We start from the raw sequence: 17870 nt of genomic DNA, 5'->3' as shown, positions 1-17870 counted from the left end.
TCCAGAGTGGGATATCTCTTACTCGTCCAGCAGGGTGACTTTGCCAATATACGGCAGATGACGGTAGCGCTGGGCGTAGTCGATACCGTAGCCCACCACGAACTCGTCCGGAATGGCGAAACCGACAAACTCAACCGGGACGTTGACTTCACGACGGCTTGGTTTATCCAGCAGCGTACAAATGGCCAGCGATTTCGGCTCGCGCAGGCTGAGGATCTCACGCACTTTAGACAGGGTATTGCCGGAGTCGATGATGTCTTCCACGATCAGTACGTCTTTACCGCGGATGTCTTCATCCAGATCTTTGAGGATTTTCACATCACGGGTAGTGGACATGCCGCTGCCGTAGCTGGAGGCGGTCATAAAATCGACTTCATGCGGCACCTGCACTTCACGGCACAGGTCGGCCATGAACATAAATGAGCCGCGCAGCAGCCCCACCAGCACCATTTCGCTGCCGCTGTCCTGGTAATGTTCGTTGATTTGACGACCCAGTTCCGCGATGCGCGCTTTGATCTCGGATTCCGGGATCATCACTTCTACAGTATGTTTCATAAGACTAACCATTTGATTCTAAATATAAATCATCAAAGCCGCTGCTTTCGCCCCGGCGATGACCGGCAAGCCACCCAGTATACCAGCAAAAAGAAATCTTCGGTGCAGGGATTAATAAAGCCATATTTGTGATTCCGATCACACTTGTTAAAACCTATAATTAATTGCAGTTAAAAAATTAACAAACACATGAGTAACTTTCTATGGCTGAAACAAAGTCTCAACAATCAAGGCTCCTGGTGACGCTGACTGCGCTATTTGCAGCGTTCTGCGGCCTCTATCTTTTAATCGGCGGAGCATGGCTGGTCGTGCTTGGCGGCTCCTGGTACTACCCTATCGCCGGTCTGGTGATGCTGGGCGTGACCGTAATGCTGCTGCGCGGCAAACGCGCTGCGCTGTGGCTGTACGCTGCGCTGCTGCTGGCGACGATGATCTGGGGCGTCTGGGAAGTCGGCTTCGACTTCTGGGCGCTGACGCCGCGTAGCGACATCCTCGTCTTCTTTGGTATCTGGCTGATCCTGCCCTTTGTCTGGCGTCGTCTGTCCGTGCCTTCCGCTGGCGCCGTAGGCGCGCTGGTCGTCGCCCTGCTGATCAGCGGCGGCATGCTGACCTGGGCCGGTTTTAACGACCCGCAGGAAGTCAACGGCACCCTGAGCGCCGACGCCACCCCGGCCGCGCCGATCTCCAACGTTGCCGACGGCGACTGGCCGGCCTATGGCCGCAACCAGGAAGGCCAGCGCTTCTCTCCGCTGAAGCAGATTAACGCCGACAACGTGAAGAACCTGAAGGAAGCCTGGGTATTCCGCACCGGCGACCTGAAGCAACCGAACGACCCGGGTGAAATCACCAACGAAGTGACGCCGATTAAAGTCGGCGACACGCTCTTCCTGTGTACCGCCCACCAGCGTCTGTTCGCGCTGGACGCGGCCACCGGTAAAGAGAAGTGGCATTTTGACCCGCAGCTGAATGCCGATCCGTCGTTCCAGCACGTCACCTGCCGCGGCGTCTCTTATCACGAAGCCAAAGCGGATAACGCCCCTGCTGACGTCGTCGCCGACTGTCCGCGCCGCATTATCCTGCCGGTGAACGATGGCCGTCTGTTCGCGGTAAACGCCGACAACGGTAAGCTGTGCGAAACCTTTGCCAATAAAGGTATTCTCAACCTGCAGACCAACATGCCGGTCACCACGCCGGGTATGTATGAACCCACTTCTCCGCCGATTATCACCGATAAGACCATCGTGATTGCCGGCGCGGTCACCGATAACTTCTCTACCCGCGAGCCGTCTGGCGTGATCCGCGGCTTTGATGTGAATACCGGTAAACTGCTGTGGGCCTTCGATCCGGGCGCGAAAGATCCGAACGCCATCCCGAGCGATGAGCATCACTTCACGCTCAACTCACCGAACTCCTGGGCGCCTGCCGCCTACGACGCTAAGCTGGATCTGGTCTATCTGCCGATGGGCGTGACCACCCCGGATATCTGGGGCGGCAACCGCACGCCGGAGCAAGAGCGTTACGCCAGCTCGATTGTGGCGCTGAACGCCACCACTGGTAAGCTGGCCTGGAGCTACCAGACCGTCCACCACGATCTGTGGGATATGGATATGCCCTCCCAGCCGACGCTGGCGGACATTGAGGTTAATGGTAAAACCGTACCAGTCGTCTATGCCCCGGCGAAAACCGGCAACATCTTCGTACTGGATCGCCGTAATGGCGAGCTGGTGGTCCCGGCCCCGGAAAAACCGGTTCCGCAGGGCGCTGCCAAAGGGGATTACGTCGCCAAAACTCAGCCGTTCTCCGATCTGAGCTTCCGTCCGAAGAAAGATCTGACCGGGGCGGACATGTGGGGTGCCACCATGTTCGATCAGCTGGTGTGCCGCGTGATCTTCCACCAGATGCGCTATGAAGGTATCTTCACCCCGCCATCTGAGCAGGGCACTCTCGTCTTCCCGGGTAACCTGGGGATGTTTGAATGGGGCGGTATCTCCGTCGATCCGAACCGTCAGGTGGCTATTGCCAACCCGATGGCGCTGCCGTTCGTCTCTAAACTGATCCCACGCGGCCCGGGCAACCCGATGGAGCCGCCGAAAGATGCGAAAGGCTCTGGCACCGAGTCCGGCGTGCAGCCACAGTACGGCGTCCCGTACGGCGTGACCCTGAACCCGTTCCTGTCGCCGTTCGGTCTGCCGTGCAAACAGCCAGCCTGGGGCTATATCTCCGCGCTAGATCTGAAAACCAACGAAGTGGTATGGAAAAAACGTATCGGTACTCCGCAGGACAGTCTGCCGTTCCCGATGCCGGTTAAGCTGCCGTTCACCATGGGGATGCCGATGCTTGGCGGCCCGATCTCTACGGCCGGTAACGTCCTGTTCATCGGCGCGACCGCAGATAACTACCTGCGCGCGTACAATATGAGCAACGGCGAGAAGCTGTGGGAAGCCCGTCTGCCAGCCGGCGGTCAGGCCACCCCAATGACCTACGAAGTGAATGGCAAACAGTATGTTGTCATCTCTGCCGGCGGTCACGGCTCGTTCGGTACCAAAATGGGCGATTACATTGTCGCCTATGCGCTCCCGGATGACGCCAAATAAAACGCAAAACGGCAACGAAAGTTGCCGTTTTTTTTTGTGTTTATCCCTTCTCCCCATGGAAGATGGCAGCAGGCCGCCGAGCCCTAAACCGTGAATCCTAACATCATCCCGGTGTCTTCATGCTCCAGCAGGTGGCAGTGGGCCATATAGGCAAACTCCTTCGGCGCCGGATGATCAAACTTCACCAACACTTCACTGACGTCACCTTCCACGCGGACGGTATCTTTCCAGCCGCTGCGGTGCGCGGCTGGCGGCTTGCCGTTCTCGCTGAGGATGCGGAACTGGGTGCCGTGGATATGGAACGGATGCAGCATCATGTCGCCCTTACCCGATATCACCCAGCGCTCATACTGGCCTCTGGCTGCGGCAAACATCGGCACATTCATGTCGAAGGCTTTGCCGTTGATGCGGTTGGCGTTGTGGAAATCAAACCCCTTGCCTGACGACATGTCATGATCCCGACCAGCCCCGTGGTTCATATTGCTCATATTGCTCATGTCACCGTGGTGCATATTGCTCATGTCGCCCATGCCGCCATGCCCCATCATGCCGTGGTCCATTCCCGCCATCGCCTGGTCGCCATACTTTTCCATCAGCGCCTGCATGCCCATCCTGTCGAGCATCGGATCCATCGACAGCTGGAGCTGACGCTGCGTCAGCCCCGTCAGGGACGGTAGCGCTGGCAGCGCGGCCAGCGTATCCAGCAGTTTGCCGGAGGCGGGAATGACCAGTGGCTGAACGCGCAGCACCGGCTGCGGTTTATCAAAAGGCGCAATAGCCATGCCCATCTGGCTCACCGGCAGGGTCACCAGATCGAAAGGTTTACCGTCGCTGGTGTCCACCAGCACCTCAAAGCGTTCCCCCATCAAAACCGGCAATTCATCGACCTTGACCGGCTCGGCCAACAGACCGCCGTCACTGGCCACCACGTACAGCGGACGCTTATCGCTGGTGGCAAAATTGAGGGAACGGGCATTACAGCCGTTTAGCAAGCGCAGACGGAGCCAGCCGCGCGGGGCGGCATGTTCGGGATAGAGAGCGCCATTGGTCAGCAGCGTATCGCCAAACCAGCCGACGGCGGCGCTCATCACATCCAGCTGGTAGTCGATCTCGCCGGCGGCGGTGAACTTCTTGTCCTGGACAATCACCGGCACATCATCGATTCCCCATTGTTTAGGCAGCAGCAGGCGTCCGCTCTCTTCATCCTCGATCAGCACCAGGCCGGCCAGCCCCATCGCCACCTGCCGGCCGGTGGTCCCGTGTTGATGGGGATGAAACCAGCAGGTGGCCGCCCGCTGCGTCGGCGTGAAGCTCACCGTACGGGTGGCGCCCGGGGCGATAACGCCCTGCGGCCCTCCGTCGACCTCGCCCGGGACCTCCAGACCATGCCAGTGCAGCGTGGTCTCTTCCGCCAGCTGGTTGGTAATGTCCACCGTGATGGCCTTCCCCTGCGTCAACTGTAGCGCAGGACCCAGCAGCGAACCGTTATAGCCCCAGGTGGTGGCGTGCAGAGCGCCAAACTGCGTTTTGCCCGCCTGGATCGTCAGGGCGATACGGTTGTGCGCATCGGCCGTCAACAGCGTCGGTATCGGCAGAGCCGGGCGACTGGCCGCAAAAACCGCACGGCTCCATAGCGGTAATGCGCTGGCCACGCTGACCGCGGCGGTCAGTTTGAGGAAGTCTCGACGTTGCATATTCACATCCTTTTTATTCTGCGGGCGAATATTTGAGCTTAAACCCTACCGTAACGGGAAGGTCAAGCAGAAGAGTAAGAATAAAGATCGGCGCTGTGTAAAGAAGTATGCTAATTTGAAGCGTCGGTGATCTAATGGTAGAAAAAATGAAGACGCTTTTCAGAACAATGGTACTCGGCAGCCTGCTTGCTCTCTCCGCCAACAGCTACGCGCTCAGCGAATCAGAAGCAGAAGATATGGCTGATTTAACCGCGGTTTTTGTGTTTCTGAAAAACGACTGTGGCTACCAGAACCTGCCCAATACACAGATCCGACGCGCGCTGGTGTTCTTTGCCCAACAGAACCAGTGGGACCTGAGCAACTACGACAGCTACAACATGAAAGCGCTTGGTGAGGACAGCTACCGCGATCTCAGCGGTATTAACATCCCGACGGCGAAAAAATGCAAAGCGCTGGCCCGCGATTCGCTCAGCCTGTTGGCTTACGTCAAATAATGACCGGCGCGGACGGTCACGCTCCGCGCCTTTGCCGTTTCATTTGTCACATTTAAATATTTATATCTATATTTATTATTGTATATAAACAAACATTATTTAATTGCAAACCTATCAATTCGCCAAATAAATTAAACCCCTAATAATGATGAATGACTAAAAAACTAATAAAATATCATTATTCATATATTGCAAAATAAAAAGCACCCTTCTAGAATCCGGTAAAAATATATCTACTTCATGGACTGAAATTGTGAATATCTCGCCGACTCTCCGTATTATCCCGCTCGCCGCACTTTTATTAGTGGGCTGTAGCAATACCTCATCTCGCCAGCAGGTAAAACCGATCACCACGCCGCTCACATCACAGCAGCAGGCTGAGCAGGAGCGAGCGGCCAGCGAACAGGAGCGTATTGAGTCCTGCCGAAAGGCGCTGGATTCACTTAAAGAGGTGAACCCACAGCAGGCAACTAAACTCAGCAATGAGTTCAATGCCCTGGTGCGTTCGGCATCGCAATACAACAACGTGCGCGAGAAAGTGGCCGATCCCACCCGACTGGGCATTGACTCCATGTATCAGTTTAAATCCATCAAACTGTGTTCCGATATCCAGAAAACGCTGATCGATACCCTGGTACAGCGTGGTGAAAACAAACTGCCATGAACAAACCCGCCACGCTGACTCCTAAAGCACCACTGCTGATGCTCGTCGCGGCGCTGGCGCTTTCAACCTCATTCTACGCCGGTGCTACGCCGGCTTTTCTCGATTACGCCCAGCAGCAAACTCAGCAAGCTCAGGCGCAAGAAGAGAAAAGCTCTGCGGCCACAGCAAAGCAAGCGTCAGACGCTCGCCAGAACGCGGACAATAAAAAAACGACGGCCAATAACGCACAGTTGCAAAAAAGAATCGCCAGCCAGCAGGCAACGATTGCGCAAAAAGATAAAACTATTCAACAATTAAAAAAACAGCTTACCGCCACGCCAGCCACGGAAACGTCCATTGCGAATGAGCAAGCGGCGTTAAATAATAAAATACAACAATTACAGCTCGCCTTAACCGCCGCCACGGCGGAAAATGAGACGTTAATTAAAAAGGAAGCGGTTGCCCAGAATAATACTCTGCAACAGAGCCAGGCTGCCGCACTTAAGCAGATCCAACAATTAACGTCGCAGCTTCAGAACGTCGAAGCGGAAAATAAACGGCTCAGCGCCAGCCTCACCACGCTGAATACGGATAAACAAACGCTGACCACCCGGTTGGCCGCCGCGGAAAAAGCACAGCAGACCGCGCTCGGCCAGCTCAAAGCCCTCGACACAGACAAGCAGTCACTCACCGCCCGGCTGATGGCTGCGGAAAAAGAGAAACAGGCCGCCCTCGACCAGGCCAAAGCCCTTAACGCCGACAAACAGCCGCTGGCCACCCGACTGGCCGCGGCGGAAAAAGAGAAGCTGGCTGCCCTCGAGCAGGTTAAAGCACTGACCACCGATAAGCAGTCGCTGACTATCCGGCTCGACGCCGCGGAGAAAACGCAGCAGGCCGCTCTCGACCAGGTCAAGGCGCTAAACGCCGACAAGCAGTCGTTGACCGCCCGGTTGGCCGCCGCGGAAAAAGCGCCAACGACCCGTCCTGATCCAGCCGCAGCGCCAAAAAATGAGCCACCGGAGATGGCGGTGGTTGTTGCGGCCTACCGCCTGCAGGCGGACAAAGACAACGCCCAGCTACGGATGAAAGAAGATGAAATCCAACTGCTGAGAACACAGCTTTCTGTACAGTCCAAAACGCGTAGCGGCGAGAGCGCCAACATCAAACTCAGCGCATCCGGAGAACAGCAGGCTTATGCGATCGGCGCCTCGATGGGAACAGAAGCCCTTAACGTCCTCACCACCCGTCGCACTCAGGGGATTACCGTCGACGCCGGGCTGGTGCTACGGGGTATCGAAGATGCCTTTAGCGGCCAGCTTCGTCTCGGAGAACAGGAGCGTAACAAGGCGCTGTTTGACGTCTCACAGCAGGTTTTCCAGAACCTGAATAAAATCGAGCAGAAAAACATCAGCGCCGGTAAGAAATATCAGCAGACGTTTGCGCGCAAAAAAGATGTGGTCTTCAAAGATGGCGTCTACAGTCGTATCGATTATCCAGGCAAAGGAAAAATAAGCGGTAACGATCTGGTCACCGTAGTAATCAAAGAGACGCTGACGGACGGGACAGTGATCAACGATATGGAAGCGAAAGATCAGGCGCTCACCCAGAAGCTGGATGCCTATCCCCCGGTGTTTCGCGGACCGCTGCAACGTCTGCAGAACCATGGATCCTTGACGCTGGTCGTCCCGCCCGAAAAAGCCTATGGCAGTAAAGGATTGCCACCGAAAATCCCGCCTGGCGCCACCATGGTTTACTCCGTGCGGATAGTAGATACCCAACCCGCACCGGCGAAATAATCTCGTCCACCTCACCGCCCTCCCCGGGCGGTGGCGTTTATTCCTGCCGCATTGCTGCAATAACCGCCGTGCATCCTCATCTATAGTTGTCTATGATGTTGCACTCGTTTTACGGGTGTAACAGATGTTAACGAAGAGGAGCCTCACCGTGGCCGATAATCCACTGTGGCATGAAACGCTGCATGACCATTTTGGTCAGTACTTTAGCGTTGATAACGTGCTGTACCACGAAAAAACCGATCATCAGGATTTGATCATCTTCGACAACCGCGCCTTTGGCAGGGTGATGGCGCTGGATGGCGTCGTACAAACCACCGAACGTGATGAGTTTATCTATCACGAAATGATGACCCACGTGCCGCTGCTGGCCCACGGCAACGCGAAGCATGTCCTGATCATCGGCGGCGGCGACGGCGCGATGCTGCGCGAAGTCTCTCGTCACCGTAGCATCGAAACCATCACCATGGTGGAAATCGATGCCGGGGTGGTCTCATTCTGCCGTCAGTACCTGCCCAACCATAGCGCCGGGGCCTACGACGATCCGCGCTTCACGCTGGTGATTGATGATGGCGTCAATTTTGTTAACCAGACGACGCAAACGTTTGACGTGATCATTTCGGACTGTACCGACCCTATTGGTCCGGGCGAAAGCCTGTTCACCTCGGCTTTTTATGAAGGCTGCAAACGCTGCCTGAACCCGGGGGGCGTATTCGTTGCGCAAAACGGCGTTTGTTTCCTGCAGCAGGACGAAGCGGTCGGAAGCCATCGCAAGCTGAGCCATTATTTTCGCGACGTCAGCTTCTACCAGGCAGCCATCCCAACCTATTACGGCGGGATCATGACCTTTGCCTGGGCGAGCGACAACGAGGCGTTGCGCCATCTCTCCAGCGAAATCATTCAGGCGCGCTTTCACAAAGCCAACCTGACCTGCCGTTACTACAATCCGGCAATTCATACGGCGGCCTTCGCCTTACCACAATATCTGCATGATGCTCTGTCCGCACCGTGACGCGAAGTAAGGGGGTGAACTAAATTGAAAAAATTGAAGCTGCACGGCTTTAACAACCTGACCAAAAGCCTGAGTTTTTGTATCTACGATATCTGTTACGCCAAAACGGCGGAAGAGCGCGACGGCTACATCGCCTATATCGACGAACTTTATAATGCCAATCGCCTGACGGAGATCCTGACAGAAACCTGTTCTATTATCGGCGCCAATATCCTGAATATCGCCCGCCAGGATTATGAACCCCAGGGCGCCAGCGTGACCATTCTGGTCAGCGAAGAGCCTGTCGATCCCAAGCTTATCGACCAAACCGAACATCCAGGTCCGCTACCGGAAACCGTGGTCGCCCATCTCGATAAGAGCCATATCTGCGTGCATACCTACCCGGAGAGCCATCCGGAAGGCGGCCTGTGCACCTTCCGCGCCGATATCGAAGTCTCTACCTGTGGGGTCATTTCACCGCTCAAAGCGCTGAACTATCTGATCCACCAACTGGAATCGGACATTGTGACCATTGACTACCGCGTGCGCGGCTTCACCCGCGATATCAATGGGATGAAGCATTTTATCGATCATGAAATCAATTCGATTCAGAACTTTATGTCCGATGACATTAAGTCGTTGTATGACATGGTCGATGTGAACGTCTATCAGGAAAATATCTTCCATACCAAAATGTTGCTCAAGGAGTTTGACCTTAAGCACTACATGTTCCATACCCGACCGGAAGAGTTGACCGCCGAAGAGCGCAAGGTCATTACCGACCTGCTGTGGAAAGAGATGCGCGAGATTTACTACGGCCGCAATATTCCTGCCGTGTAATATTAGAAAGGCCCGGTGGCGCTTGTGCTTGCCGGGCCTGGGGTTCTGCGCCGCCTGGTCGCCCGGGTAAGGCACCAGCCGCTACCCGGGGATTTCCCCTGCTCACGCTACGCTTAGCAGGGCTACGGTCTTGCGCCACCCGGCATAATTAACGCTGCTGCATAAATTCACGATAAGCGGCAACGACCTGCAGGAAATCCTCCACGCCGCAGAGAGAGAGGCTTTCTTCGTCGTAGTAGCTCATCCCCTCCTCGATTTCATCGCCAGAAAACTCCAGCTGATTGGCGCGGATCATCACCTCTTCGCCATCCAGCCACAGCGTATATTCATGGCCAGCCCGCTGCCAGGAACGTTCACTGCCCTTCACGGTGCGTGCAGCCTGCTCTACTTCATCAAGCAGGGCAAGATTGTCTTTCACCTCTTCGTTGAACCAGTGGCCAATCGCCTCGTGATCCATCGACATTCGCACCTTTACCACTCCGGTAATATCGCGCAGAAATTCGTAGTCCATAGTCTTTTCCTCTGCAAGGGCAATGCGTCACCGCTGCACTGTACCCATGCAGTAATTATCGCAGCAGACAGAAAGAAAAAAAGCGTAACGGGCAGGAGGTTTGGAAATAAAAATGCCCGGTGATGCAATGTTCACCGGGCATTGGGGAGTTTGTCGCCAAACGGTCAGCCGGGCTGACCGAATGGTTTTACACCGCGGTCTGGAAGATCACGCCGTCAGCTTTTTCAGTGTACTGATCCAGCTGGTTGAAGTTCAGATAACGATAGGTATCTTCCGCTGTCTTATCCACCTGCGCCACGAAGGTCTGGTACTCTTCCGGCGTCGGCAGTTTGCCGAGCAGAGAAGCCACCGCTGCCAGCTCGGCAGAGGCCAGATAGACGTTAGCGCCGGTACCTAAACGGTTCGGGAAGTTACGGGTAGAGGTGGAAACCACCGTTGCACCGTCGGCCACGCGCGCCTGGTTACCCATACACAGGGAACAGCCAGGGATTTCGATACGCGCTCCGCTCTTACCAAACACGCTGTAGTAGCCTTCTTCGGTCAGCTGCGCGGCGTCCATACGGGTTGGCGGCGCCACCCACAGGCGAGTCGGCAGCTGGCCTTTGTGGCTGTCCAGCAGCTTACCGGCGGCACGGAAGTGGCCGATGTTGGTCATGCAGGAACCGATGAACACTTCGTCGATCTTCTCGCCCTGCACGTCTGACAGCAGGCGGGCATCGTCCGGATCGTTCGGCGCACACAGGATTGGCTCTTTGATATCCGCCAGATCGATGTCGATCACTGCTGCGTATTCCGCGTCAGCATCGGCTTCCAGCAGTTGCGGATCCGCCAGCCATTTTTCCATACCCTGGATACGACGCTCCAGCGTACGGCGGTCGCCGTAGCCTTCGGCGATCATCCACTTCAGCAGGACGATGTTGGAGTTCAGATACTCAACAATCGGCTCTTTGTTCAGCTTGATAGTACAGCCGGCAGCAGAACGCTCAGCGGACGCATCGGTCAGTTCAAATGCCTGCTCGACTTTCAGATCCGGCAGACCTTCGATCTCCAGGATACGGCCAGAGAAGATGTTTTTCTTACCTTTCTTCTCAACGGTCAGCAGGCCCTGCTTGATGGCATACAGCGGGATGGCGTGAACCAGGTCGCGCAGGGTGATACCCGGCTGCATTTTCCCTTTGAAGCGCACCAGCACCGATTCCGGCATATCCAACGGCATCACGCCGGTCGCAGCGGCGAAGGCCACCAGACCAGAGCCCGCCGGGAAGGAGATACCGATGGGGAAACGGGTGTGGGAGTCACCGCCGGTACCCACGGTATCCGGCAGCAGCATACGGTTCAGCCAGGAGTGGATAACGCCATCGCCCGGACGCAGAGAAACACCGCCGCGGTTCATGATGAAATCCGGCAGGGTATGGTGCGTGGTCACGTCAACCGGCTTCGGATAAGCCGCGGTGTGGCAGAAGGACTGCATCACCAGGTCAGCGGAGAAGCCCAGGCACGCCAGGTCTTTCAGTTCATCACGGGTCATTGGACCGGTGGTATCCTGAGAACCGACGGAGGTCATCTTCGGCTCGCAGTAGGCGCCCGGACGGATACCGGCAACGCCGCAGGCGCGGCCAACCATTTTCTGCGCCAGGGAGAAGCCGCGGTTGCTTTCCGCCACGTCTTTCGCCTGACGGAATACATCGCTGTGCGGCAGACCCAACGCTTCGCGCGCTTTGGTGGTCAGGCCGCGGCCGATGATCAGCGGAATACGGCCACCGGCGCGCACTTCGTCGATCAGCACATCGGTTTTCAGCTCGAAGCTGGCCAGCAGTTCGTTGGTCTCGTGGTTACGCACTTCGCCTTTGAACGGGTAAACGTCAATCACGTCGCCCATGTTCAGGTTGTTCACGTCCACTTCGATAGGCAGCGCGCCCGCATCTTCCATGGTATTGAAGAAGATTGGGGCAATTTTGCCGCCCAGGCACAGGCCGCCGCCGCGCTTGTTCGGCACGTTCGGGATATCGTCGCCCATAAACCACAGCACCGAGTTGGTGGCGGATTTACGCGAAGAACCGGTACCGACAACGTCGCCGACGTAGGCCAGCGGGTAGCCTTTCTGCTGCAGCGCTTCGATTTGTTTAATCGGGCCGACCGCACCCGGCTGATCCGGCTCAATACCTTCGCGGGCGTTTTTCAGCATCGCCAGCGCATGCAGTGGGATATCCGGGCGAGACCAGGCATCCGGCGCCGGAGACAGGTCATCGGTATTGGTTTCGCCGGTGACCTTGAAGACGGTAACGGTGATTTTCTCTGCCAGCTGCGGGCGGTTCAGGAACCACTCAGCATCAGCCCAGGATTGCATGACCCGTTTAGCATGCTCATTACCTGCTTTTGCTTTCTCTTCTACGTCGTAGAAGTTATCGAACATCAGCAGAGTATGAGACAGCGCTTTCGCGGCAATCGGCGCCAGTTTCGCGTCGTCCAGCGCATCAATCAGCGGGTGAATGTTGTAACCGCCCTGCATGGTGCCCAGCAGTTCAATGGCTTTTTCAGGGGTTACCAGGGGGGAGGTCGCTTCGCCTTTGGCGATCGCGGCAAGGAATCCAGCTTTAACATAGGCGGCTTCGTCAACGCCCGGCGGTACACGGTTAATCAGCAGGTCTAACAGGAATTCTTCTTCGCCCGCAGGCGGGTTTTTCAGCAGTTCTACCAGCGCGGCCATTTGGGTTGCATCTAAGGGTTTGGCAACAATCCCCATGGCGGCACGCTCAGCTACGTGCTTACGGTATTCTTCTAGCACGACGGTTCTCCTCGCTCTCATTGTCATAATGCGGCCTACACGTCCTCAATCAATCTGCTTCGGTATTGGCAGTTTGCCGCCTTGACGCATCTTGAAGGATTTAGTGGCTGGGCGATTTTCTTCACGCTCCTGTGAGACAGCAGTTTGTAGGGTAAATGCCCGATACCGCGTCGGCAGCATAGCAGGATTTTTGAAAGGTGTTAATCTGTTTACAAAAAAGCAACATTAAAATTTAGCTGAATCGTTAAGGGCAGGATATTGCAGGCTTTCTGTTCAAATCCCGCGACAAAAATTCCTCTCGGTGTCGAGTTTGCTGGGCCGATCCCAACAAAAATCAAAAAAAACACACCACTTACATATACTCAGCAGACGAGCCGTTTTCGCCGATACTTAAGCGAGATGGGTTACTTTTTGGGTCAGGAGCTTCTATGTCACTGCCGTTCAAACCCCATATTATCGCCCTGGTCTGCAGCGCAGGCTTACTCGCGGCGGCGGGAACACTCTATGTGCAAAGCCGTACCCCAGAGACGGTCACTGAGGCGACGGCGCAGCCTGCACCGACACCTGCACCGACACCTGCGCCAACCCCAGCCACGCCACCTGCCACCGCACAACCGGCAGCCACCACCTATACGCCGGCGCAGATTGATCAGTGGGTCGCGCCCATCGCGCTTTATCCGGACAGTTTGCTGTCGCAGGTGCTGATGGCCTCCACTTATCCGGACAACGTCATGCAGGCGGTGCAGTGGTCCCAGGACAACCCTACCCTGAAAGGTGACGCGGCCGTGCAGGCGGTGACCAGCCAGCCGTGGGATCCCAGCGTCAAATCCCTTGTCGCCTTCCCAGCCCTGCTGGCGATGATGGGCGAGAACCCGCCGTGGGTAGAAAACCTCGGCAACGCGTTTTTGGCCCAGCCACACGATGTGATGGACTCGGTACAGCGCCTGCGCACCATTGCCCAGCAGACCGGGACGCTGAAATCCACGCCGCAGCAGAAAGTGATTGTCACCGCTGCTGCGCCTGCACCGACCACTACCGCAAAAAGCAACACCGTATCAACGTCAACCACTACCGCGGCGGCGCCCGCGCCGACCCAGGTCATTAAAATAGAACCGACCGACCCGCAGGTGGTGTATGTCCCGAACTACAACCCTGCCTCGGTCTATGGCACCTGGCCGAATAGCGCCTATCCGCCGGTCTACCTGCCGCCCCCTCCCGGCGAGCAGTTTACCGACAGCTTCGTCAAAGGCTTTGGTTACAGCCTCGGCGTCGCCACGACCTGGGCGCTGTTTAGCAGCATCGACTGGGATGATGATGACCATCATCACGATGACGATTACCATCACGGCGGTTACCAGCACAATGGCGATAACATCAATATCAATGTGAATAATTTCAACCACATTACCGGGCAGAATCTGCCGGGCAACCGCGTTAACTGGCAACACAACCCAGCCTATCGCGGAAACGTGCCTTATCCCGATAATACCGTCGCCCAGCGCTTCCATCAGACCAACGTTGCCGGTGGACTGAGCGCCACCCAGCATACGCCGGTCGATCGCGATGCCCAGCGCCAGGCGGCAATGACCCAGCTTCAGCAGCGCAATGCGCCGGCGGCCACAGCGGGTAACCTGGCGGCAAACAATCCCTCGCGTGATGCCCAACGTCAGGCAGCCTCGGCGCAATTAAAACAAGCTACCCAGCGCAGCAACTATCGCGGTTACGACAGCACACCGACCCAGCAGCAGCGTCGCGATGCGGCAAAAACGCAGTTGAAAAATCCCACGCCGCAGCAACAGCAGCGTCGAGAAACCGTCAAAAGCCGCGAGCAGAACCCGACACCTCAGCAGCAACAGCGTCGGCAGCAGCAGGTTAGTCATTTACGTACCAGCGCTCTTAGCGGCAACGAAAGCCGCGCCCCCTCCTGGCAAGCGCAGCAGGAACGGGGACTGCAAAGCCGCCAGTTTTCCGGCGTAAACCGCGAACAGCGCAACGGCGCCAGAGAACGTTCTTCCGAACACCATGAACTGCGCCGCCGCTGAGGATGAGCAGAATGAGAAATCTATTACCTATTGCCCTGTTCACATTGATGCTGTCACCGTTAGCCGCGTTCGCCCAGCAGCAGTTTTCTACCCCGGAACAGGCCGCGAGCGCGCTGGCTGAGGCGCTCAGCCAGCAAAATGAAGCGGCGCTGAGCAAGGTGCTCGGCGATAACTGGCAGCAATTTTTACCGCCCGATGGGATCGACCCCAGCGCCGTCGACCGCTTTCAGCGCGACTGGCAGGTGAAACATGTCATCGTGCAGCAGGGTGATAACGCCTGGCTCGACGTCGGCAGCGAGGCATGGCGGCTGCCCGTGCCTATCGTAAAAACGTCACAGGGATGGCGCTTTGATATGGCCGCAGGCGAAGAGGAGATCCTCACCCGCGCCATCGGTCGCAATGAGCTGTCAGCGATAGCCGCCATGCACGCTTACGTTGATGCCCAGCAGGATTACTACCAGCTGAACCACCGCTGGGCGCAGAAAATCATCAGCAGTGAAGGCAAAAAAGATGGGTTGTACTGGCCGACGTCGCCGGGTGAAACGCCCAGCCCGCTGGGGCCAGCTTTCAGCCCAACAGAGCCCGGTACCGGTTATCATGGCTATCGTTTCCGCATTATCGCAGGCCGCGAAGACCAGGATACGGCCTTGCTGGCCTGGCCTGTGGAATGGGGCGAAACCGGGGTGATGAGCTTTATGATCGATCAGCACGATACCGTTTATCAGGCTAATCTCGGTGAAGAGAGCGCCGCAAAAGCGCAGGCCATCACGCGCTTTGCCCCCGATGCTGACGCCGGCTGGCAGGTTGTCAAACCATAAAAAAACGCCAGGTTGCGCTCAAGCAACCTGGCGTTTCTATTCGCTTAGCCCTTCGCTTAGCCCTGATGGGGCATCAGAGACGGGTCGCCAGCAAAAGTCGGCTTTGTGCTGGATAATGCCGCTTCATCAGCGCTGATGCTTCCGGAGTTCGCCGCCCATACCCCTTCATTGCTCTTTGTCACCTGCTGATGCTGGGCATTCAGATCCTGGCCCATCGCCGCAATATGGGTCGTTTCCGTACCACCGCTGTTGTCCGCCCAGGGGATGGTGGCGTCAGCCGCGTAGGCCACACCGGATAGGCACGTTGCAGCGACCAGCGCTGCGGTTAAAAAGCGTTTCATCTCACACCTCAACTATATCGTTAACTGCCTATAAGTTTATGGCGTGACTATTTTCAAAGTATGTATAAGGTGTAGCGGTTTATGAACGGTGACATAGTTCTAAACATCAGGCATAAAAAAAGCGGCTCCGGGAGCCGCTTATGCTTTTTGCCTGAAAGAAAAAGTTACTTTTTCTTCGCTTTGGCGTTTGGCAGATCGGTGATGCTGCCTTCGAAGACTTCTGCCGCCAGGCCAACAGACTCGTGCAGAGTCGGGTGAGCATGGATGGTCAGCGCGATGTCTTCAGCGTCACAGCCCATTTCGATAGCCAGACCGATTTCACCCAGCAGCTCGCCGCCGTTGGTGCCGACAATCGCGCCGCCGATAACACGGTGGGTCTCTTTGTCGAAGATCAGTTTGGTCATACCGTCTGCGCAGTCGGAAGCGATAGCACGGCCGGAAGCAGCCCACGGGAAGGTGGCGGTTTCGTAGCTGATGCCTTTCTCTTTCGCTTCTTTCTCAGTCAGACCAACCCATGCCACTTCTGGCTCGGTGTAGGCGATGGACGGGATCACTTTCGGATCGAAGTAGTGTTTCAGACCAGAGATAACTTCTGCGGCAACGTGACCTTCATGGACGCCTTTGTGCGCCAGCATCGGCTGACCGACGATATCGCCGATAGCAAAGATGTGCGGCACGTTGGTGCGCATTTGTTTGTCAACGCGGATGAAGCCACGATCGTCCACTTCCACGCCGGCTTTGCCTGCATCGAGGTTTTTGCCGTTCGGTACGCGACCGATAGCCACCAGCACGGCGTCGTAACGCTGTGCTTCAGCCGGCGCTTTTTTGCCTTCCATGGAAACGTAAATACCGTCTTCTTTCGCTTCAACGGCAGTCACTTTGGTTTCCAGCATCAGGTTGAATTTCTTGCTGATGCGTTTAGTGAAGACTTTCACCACGTCTTTATCGGCCGCCGGGATAACCTGGTCGAACATTTCAACCACGTCAATCTCTGAACCCAGCGCATGGTATACGGTACCCATTTCCAGACCGATGATACCGCCACCCATGACCAGCATGCGTTTCGGTACGGATTTCAGTTCCAGCGCGTCGGTGGAATCCCATACGCGCGGATCTTCATGCGGGATAAACGGCAGCTGAATCGGACGGGAGCCCGCCGCGATGATCGCGTTGTCGAAGTTGATCACGGTTTTACCGTTTTCGCCTTCCACTTCCAGGGTGTTGGCGCCGGTAAATTTACCCAGACCGTTAACCACTTTCACTTTACGGCCTTTGGCCATACCAGCCAGGCCACCGGTCAGTTGAGTGATAACTTTTTCTTTCCAGGTGCGGATCTTGTCAATGTCGGTTTTCGGTTCGCCGAAAACGATGCCGTGATCGGCCAACGCTTTCGCTTCTTCGATAACTTTTGCCACGTGCAGCAGCGCTTTAGACGGGATACAACCTACGTTCAGACAAACACCACCGAGGGTGCTGTAACGTTCTACGATGACGGTTTCCAGACCTAAATCAGCGCAACGGAAGGCTGCAGAGTAACCTGCGGGGCCTGCCCCAAGTACCACGACCTGAGTTTTGATTTCAGTACTCATCATGACCTCTGTAATTTATATCCGGCGGGTCTGACGCTATTATTCTTACGCCCAAGTCCACCGGGACGTTCTATCCGCGTGTATTTTACAAAATTGTTAACAATTTTTAAACAACAAACGGCAAACGATTTTGTCCTTTGTTGCTGATAATCCCCAACAGCCTGAGGTTATCAGAAAAAA

General features: G+C 56.1%; 15 protein-coding genes. 8 read left to right on the top strand and 7 right to left on the bottom strand.

All coding sequences use genetic code 11. From position 1 onward, the window contains the following. Positions 1 to 18 precede the first annotated feature (18 nt). Positions 19 to 555 (bottom strand): hypoxanthine phosphoribosyltransferase, encoded by a 537-nt coding sequence (gene hpt, locus CWM53_RS17830; RefSeq protein ID WP_004204384.1) that lies wholly within the window; start codon positions 553 to 555, stop codon positions 19 to 21. A gap of 4 nt (positions 556 to 559) precedes the next feature. Next, complete coding sequence (locus CWM53_RS31195; protein WP_012542835.1) at positions 560 to 679, bottom strand: hypothetical protein; 120 nt, start codon at positions 677 to 679, stop codon at positions 560 to 562. Positions 680 to 758: 79 nt separating this feature from the next. On the opposite strand from CWM53_RS31195, the gene CWM53_RS17825 reads away from it, so the two are divergent. Then, positions 759 to 3149: a glucose/quinate/shikimate family membrane-bound PQQ-dependent dehydrogenase gene (locus CWM53_RS17825; RefSeq protein ID WP_032732524.1), complete on the top strand. Its 2391-nt coding sequence runs from the start codon at positions 759 to 761 to the stop codon at positions 3147 to 3149. 83 nt (positions 3150 to 3232) lie between these two features. Here the strand turns inward: CWM53_RS17825 and cueO are convergent, their stop codons facing one another. Next, a complete protein-coding gene (gene cueO / locus CWM53_RS17820; RefSeq protein ID WP_100729981.1) occupies positions 3233 to 4843 on the bottom strand; it encodes a multicopper oxidase CueO in 1611 nt (536 codons plus the stop codon). Between the two features lie 146 nt (positions 4844 to 4989). Between cueO and CWM53_RS17815 the strand changes: the two genes are divergently transcribed. From CWM53_RS17815 to speD, 5 genes are all read left to right on the top strand, one after another. Continuing rightward, entirely contained in the window at positions 4990 to 5337 is a 348-nt protein-coding gene (locus CWM53_RS17815; protein ID WP_002888808.1) for a YacC family pilotin-like protein, read from the top strand. A 253-nt stretch (positions 5338 to 5590) separates the two neighbouring features. Beyond that, positions 5591 to 6001, top strand: a complete 411-nt coding sequence (locus tag CWM53_RS17810; RefSeq protein ID WP_061155738.1) for a hypothetical protein — start codon at positions 5591 to 5593, stop codon at positions 5999 to 6001. Positions 6002 to 6561: 560 nt separating this feature from the next. Further along, positions 6562 to 7776, top strand: a complete 1215-nt coding sequence (locus tag CWM53_RS17805) for an FKBP-type peptidyl-prolyl cis-trans isomerase (protein ID WP_165784238.1) — start codon at positions 6562 to 6564, stop codon at positions 7774 to 7776. Positions 7777 to 7924: 148 nt separating this feature from the next. Further along, positions 7925 to 8785 carry a polyamine aminopropyltransferase gene (speE, locus tag CWM53_RS17800; protein ID WP_008807405.1) on the top strand — a complete coding sequence of 287 codons (861 nt, stop codon included), beginning with the start codon at positions 7925 to 7927 and terminating at the stop codon, positions 8783 to 8785. 24 nt (positions 8786 to 8809) lie between these two features. Continuing rightward, a complete protein-coding gene (gene speD, locus CWM53_RS17795) occupies positions 8810 to 9604 on the top strand; it encodes an adenosylmethionine decarboxylase (protein ID WP_008807406.1) in 795 nt (264 codons plus the stop codon). Between the two features lie 148 nt (positions 9605 to 9752). Here the strand turns inward: speD and yacL are convergent, their stop codons facing one another. Both yacL and acnB read right to left on the bottom strand, forming a co-directional pair. Then, positions 9753 to 10115 (bottom strand): protein YacL, encoded by a 363-nt coding sequence (gene yacL, locus CWM53_RS17790; RefSeq protein ID WP_004204373.1) that lies wholly within the window; start codon positions 10113 to 10115, stop codon positions 9753 to 9755. 187 nt (positions 10116 to 10302) lie between these two features. Further along, complete coding sequence (gene acnB, locus CWM53_RS17785) at positions 10303 to 12900, bottom strand: bifunctional aconitate hydratase 2/2-methylisocitrate dehydratase (RefSeq protein ID WP_074386855.1); 2598 nt, start codon at positions 12898 to 12900, stop codon at positions 10303 to 10305. Positions 12901 to 13328: 428 nt separating this feature from the next. Between acnB and CWM53_RS17775 the strand changes: the two genes are divergently transcribed. Then, on the top strand, positions 13329 to 14942 hold the full coding sequence (locus CWM53_RS17775) for a DUF3300 domain-containing protein (protein WP_100631615.1): 1614 nt from the start codon (positions 13329 to 13331) through the stop codon (positions 14940 to 14942). An 11-nt stretch (positions 14943 to 14953) separates the two neighbouring features. Further along, positions 14954 to 15760, top strand: a complete 807-nt coding sequence (locus tag CWM53_RS17770; protein WP_074386857.1) for a DUF2950 family protein — start codon at positions 14954 to 14956, stop codon at positions 15758 to 15760. A gap of 56 nt (positions 15761 to 15816) precedes the next feature. Here the strand turns inward: CWM53_RS17770 and CWM53_RS17765 are convergent, their stop codons facing one another. Then, the gene (locus CWM53_RS17765) at positions 15817 to 16101 is read right to left on the bottom strand and encodes a hypothetical protein (protein ID WP_074386858.1); all 285 of its coding nucleotides are present in this window, start codon (positions 16099 to 16101) and stop codon (positions 15817 to 15819) included. Positions 16102 to 16265: 164 nt separating this feature from the next. Next, complete coding sequence (lpdA, locus tag CWM53_RS17760; protein WP_061155744.1) at positions 16266 to 17690, bottom strand: dihydrolipoyl dehydrogenase; 1425 nt, start codon at positions 17688 to 17690, stop codon at positions 16266 to 16268. Positions 17691 to 17870 lie beyond the last annotated feature (180 nt).

This window comes from Klebsiella sp. A-Nf5 (assembly GCF_002810545.1).
In the GTDB taxonomy this organism is placed as follows: domain Bacteria; phylum Pseudomonadota; class Gammaproteobacteria; order Enterobacterales; family Enterobacteriaceae; genus Klebsiella; species Klebsiella variicola.
Note: the sequence above shows the minus strand (reverse complement) of the source record. Positions and strands in the feature narration are given on the sequence as shown.

What these genes read in the sequence shown, in the direction of transcription:
- hpt (WP_004204384.1), bottom strand. Translation starts at nt 555, where the DNA reads ATGAAACATACTGTAGAAGTGATGATCCCGGAATCCGAGATCAAAGCG.
- CWM53_RS31195 (WP_012542835.1), bottom strand. Translation starts at nt 679, where the DNA reads ATGGCTTTATTAATCCCTGCACCGAAGATTTCTTTTTGCTGGTATACT.
- CWM53_RS17825 (WP_032732524.1), top strand. Translation starts at nt 759, where the DNA reads ATGGCTGAAACAAAGTCTCAACAATCAAGGCTCCTGGTGACGCTGACT.
- cueO (WP_100729981.1), bottom strand. Translation starts at nt 4,843, where the DNA reads ATGCAACGTCGAGACTTCCTCAAACTGACCGCCGCGGTCAGCGTGGCC.
- CWM53_RS17815 (WP_002888808.1), top strand. Translation starts at nt 4,990, where the DNA reads ATGAAGACGCTTTTCAGAACAATGGTACTCGGCAGCCTGCTTGCTCTC.
- yacL (WP_004204373.1), bottom strand. Translation starts at nt 10,115, where the DNA reads ATGGACTACGAATTTCTGCGCGATATTACCGGAGTGGTAAAGGTGCGA.
- CWM53_RS17775 (WP_100631615.1), top strand. Translation starts at nt 13,329, where the DNA reads ATGTCACTGCCGTTCAAACCCCATATTATCGCCCTGGTCTGCAGCGCA.
- CWM53_RS17770 (WP_074386857.1), top strand. Translation starts at nt 14,954, where the DNA reads ATGAGAAATCTATTACCTATTGCCCTGTTCACATTGATGCTGTCACCG.
- CWM53_RS17765 (WP_074386858.1), bottom strand. Translation starts at nt 16,101, where the DNA reads ATGAAACGCTTTTTAACCGCAGCGCTGGTCGCTGCAACGTGCCTATCC.
- lpdA (WP_061155744.1), bottom strand. Translation starts at nt 17,690, where the DNA reads ATGAGTACTGAAATCAAAACTCAGGTCGTGGTACTTGGGGCAGGCCCC.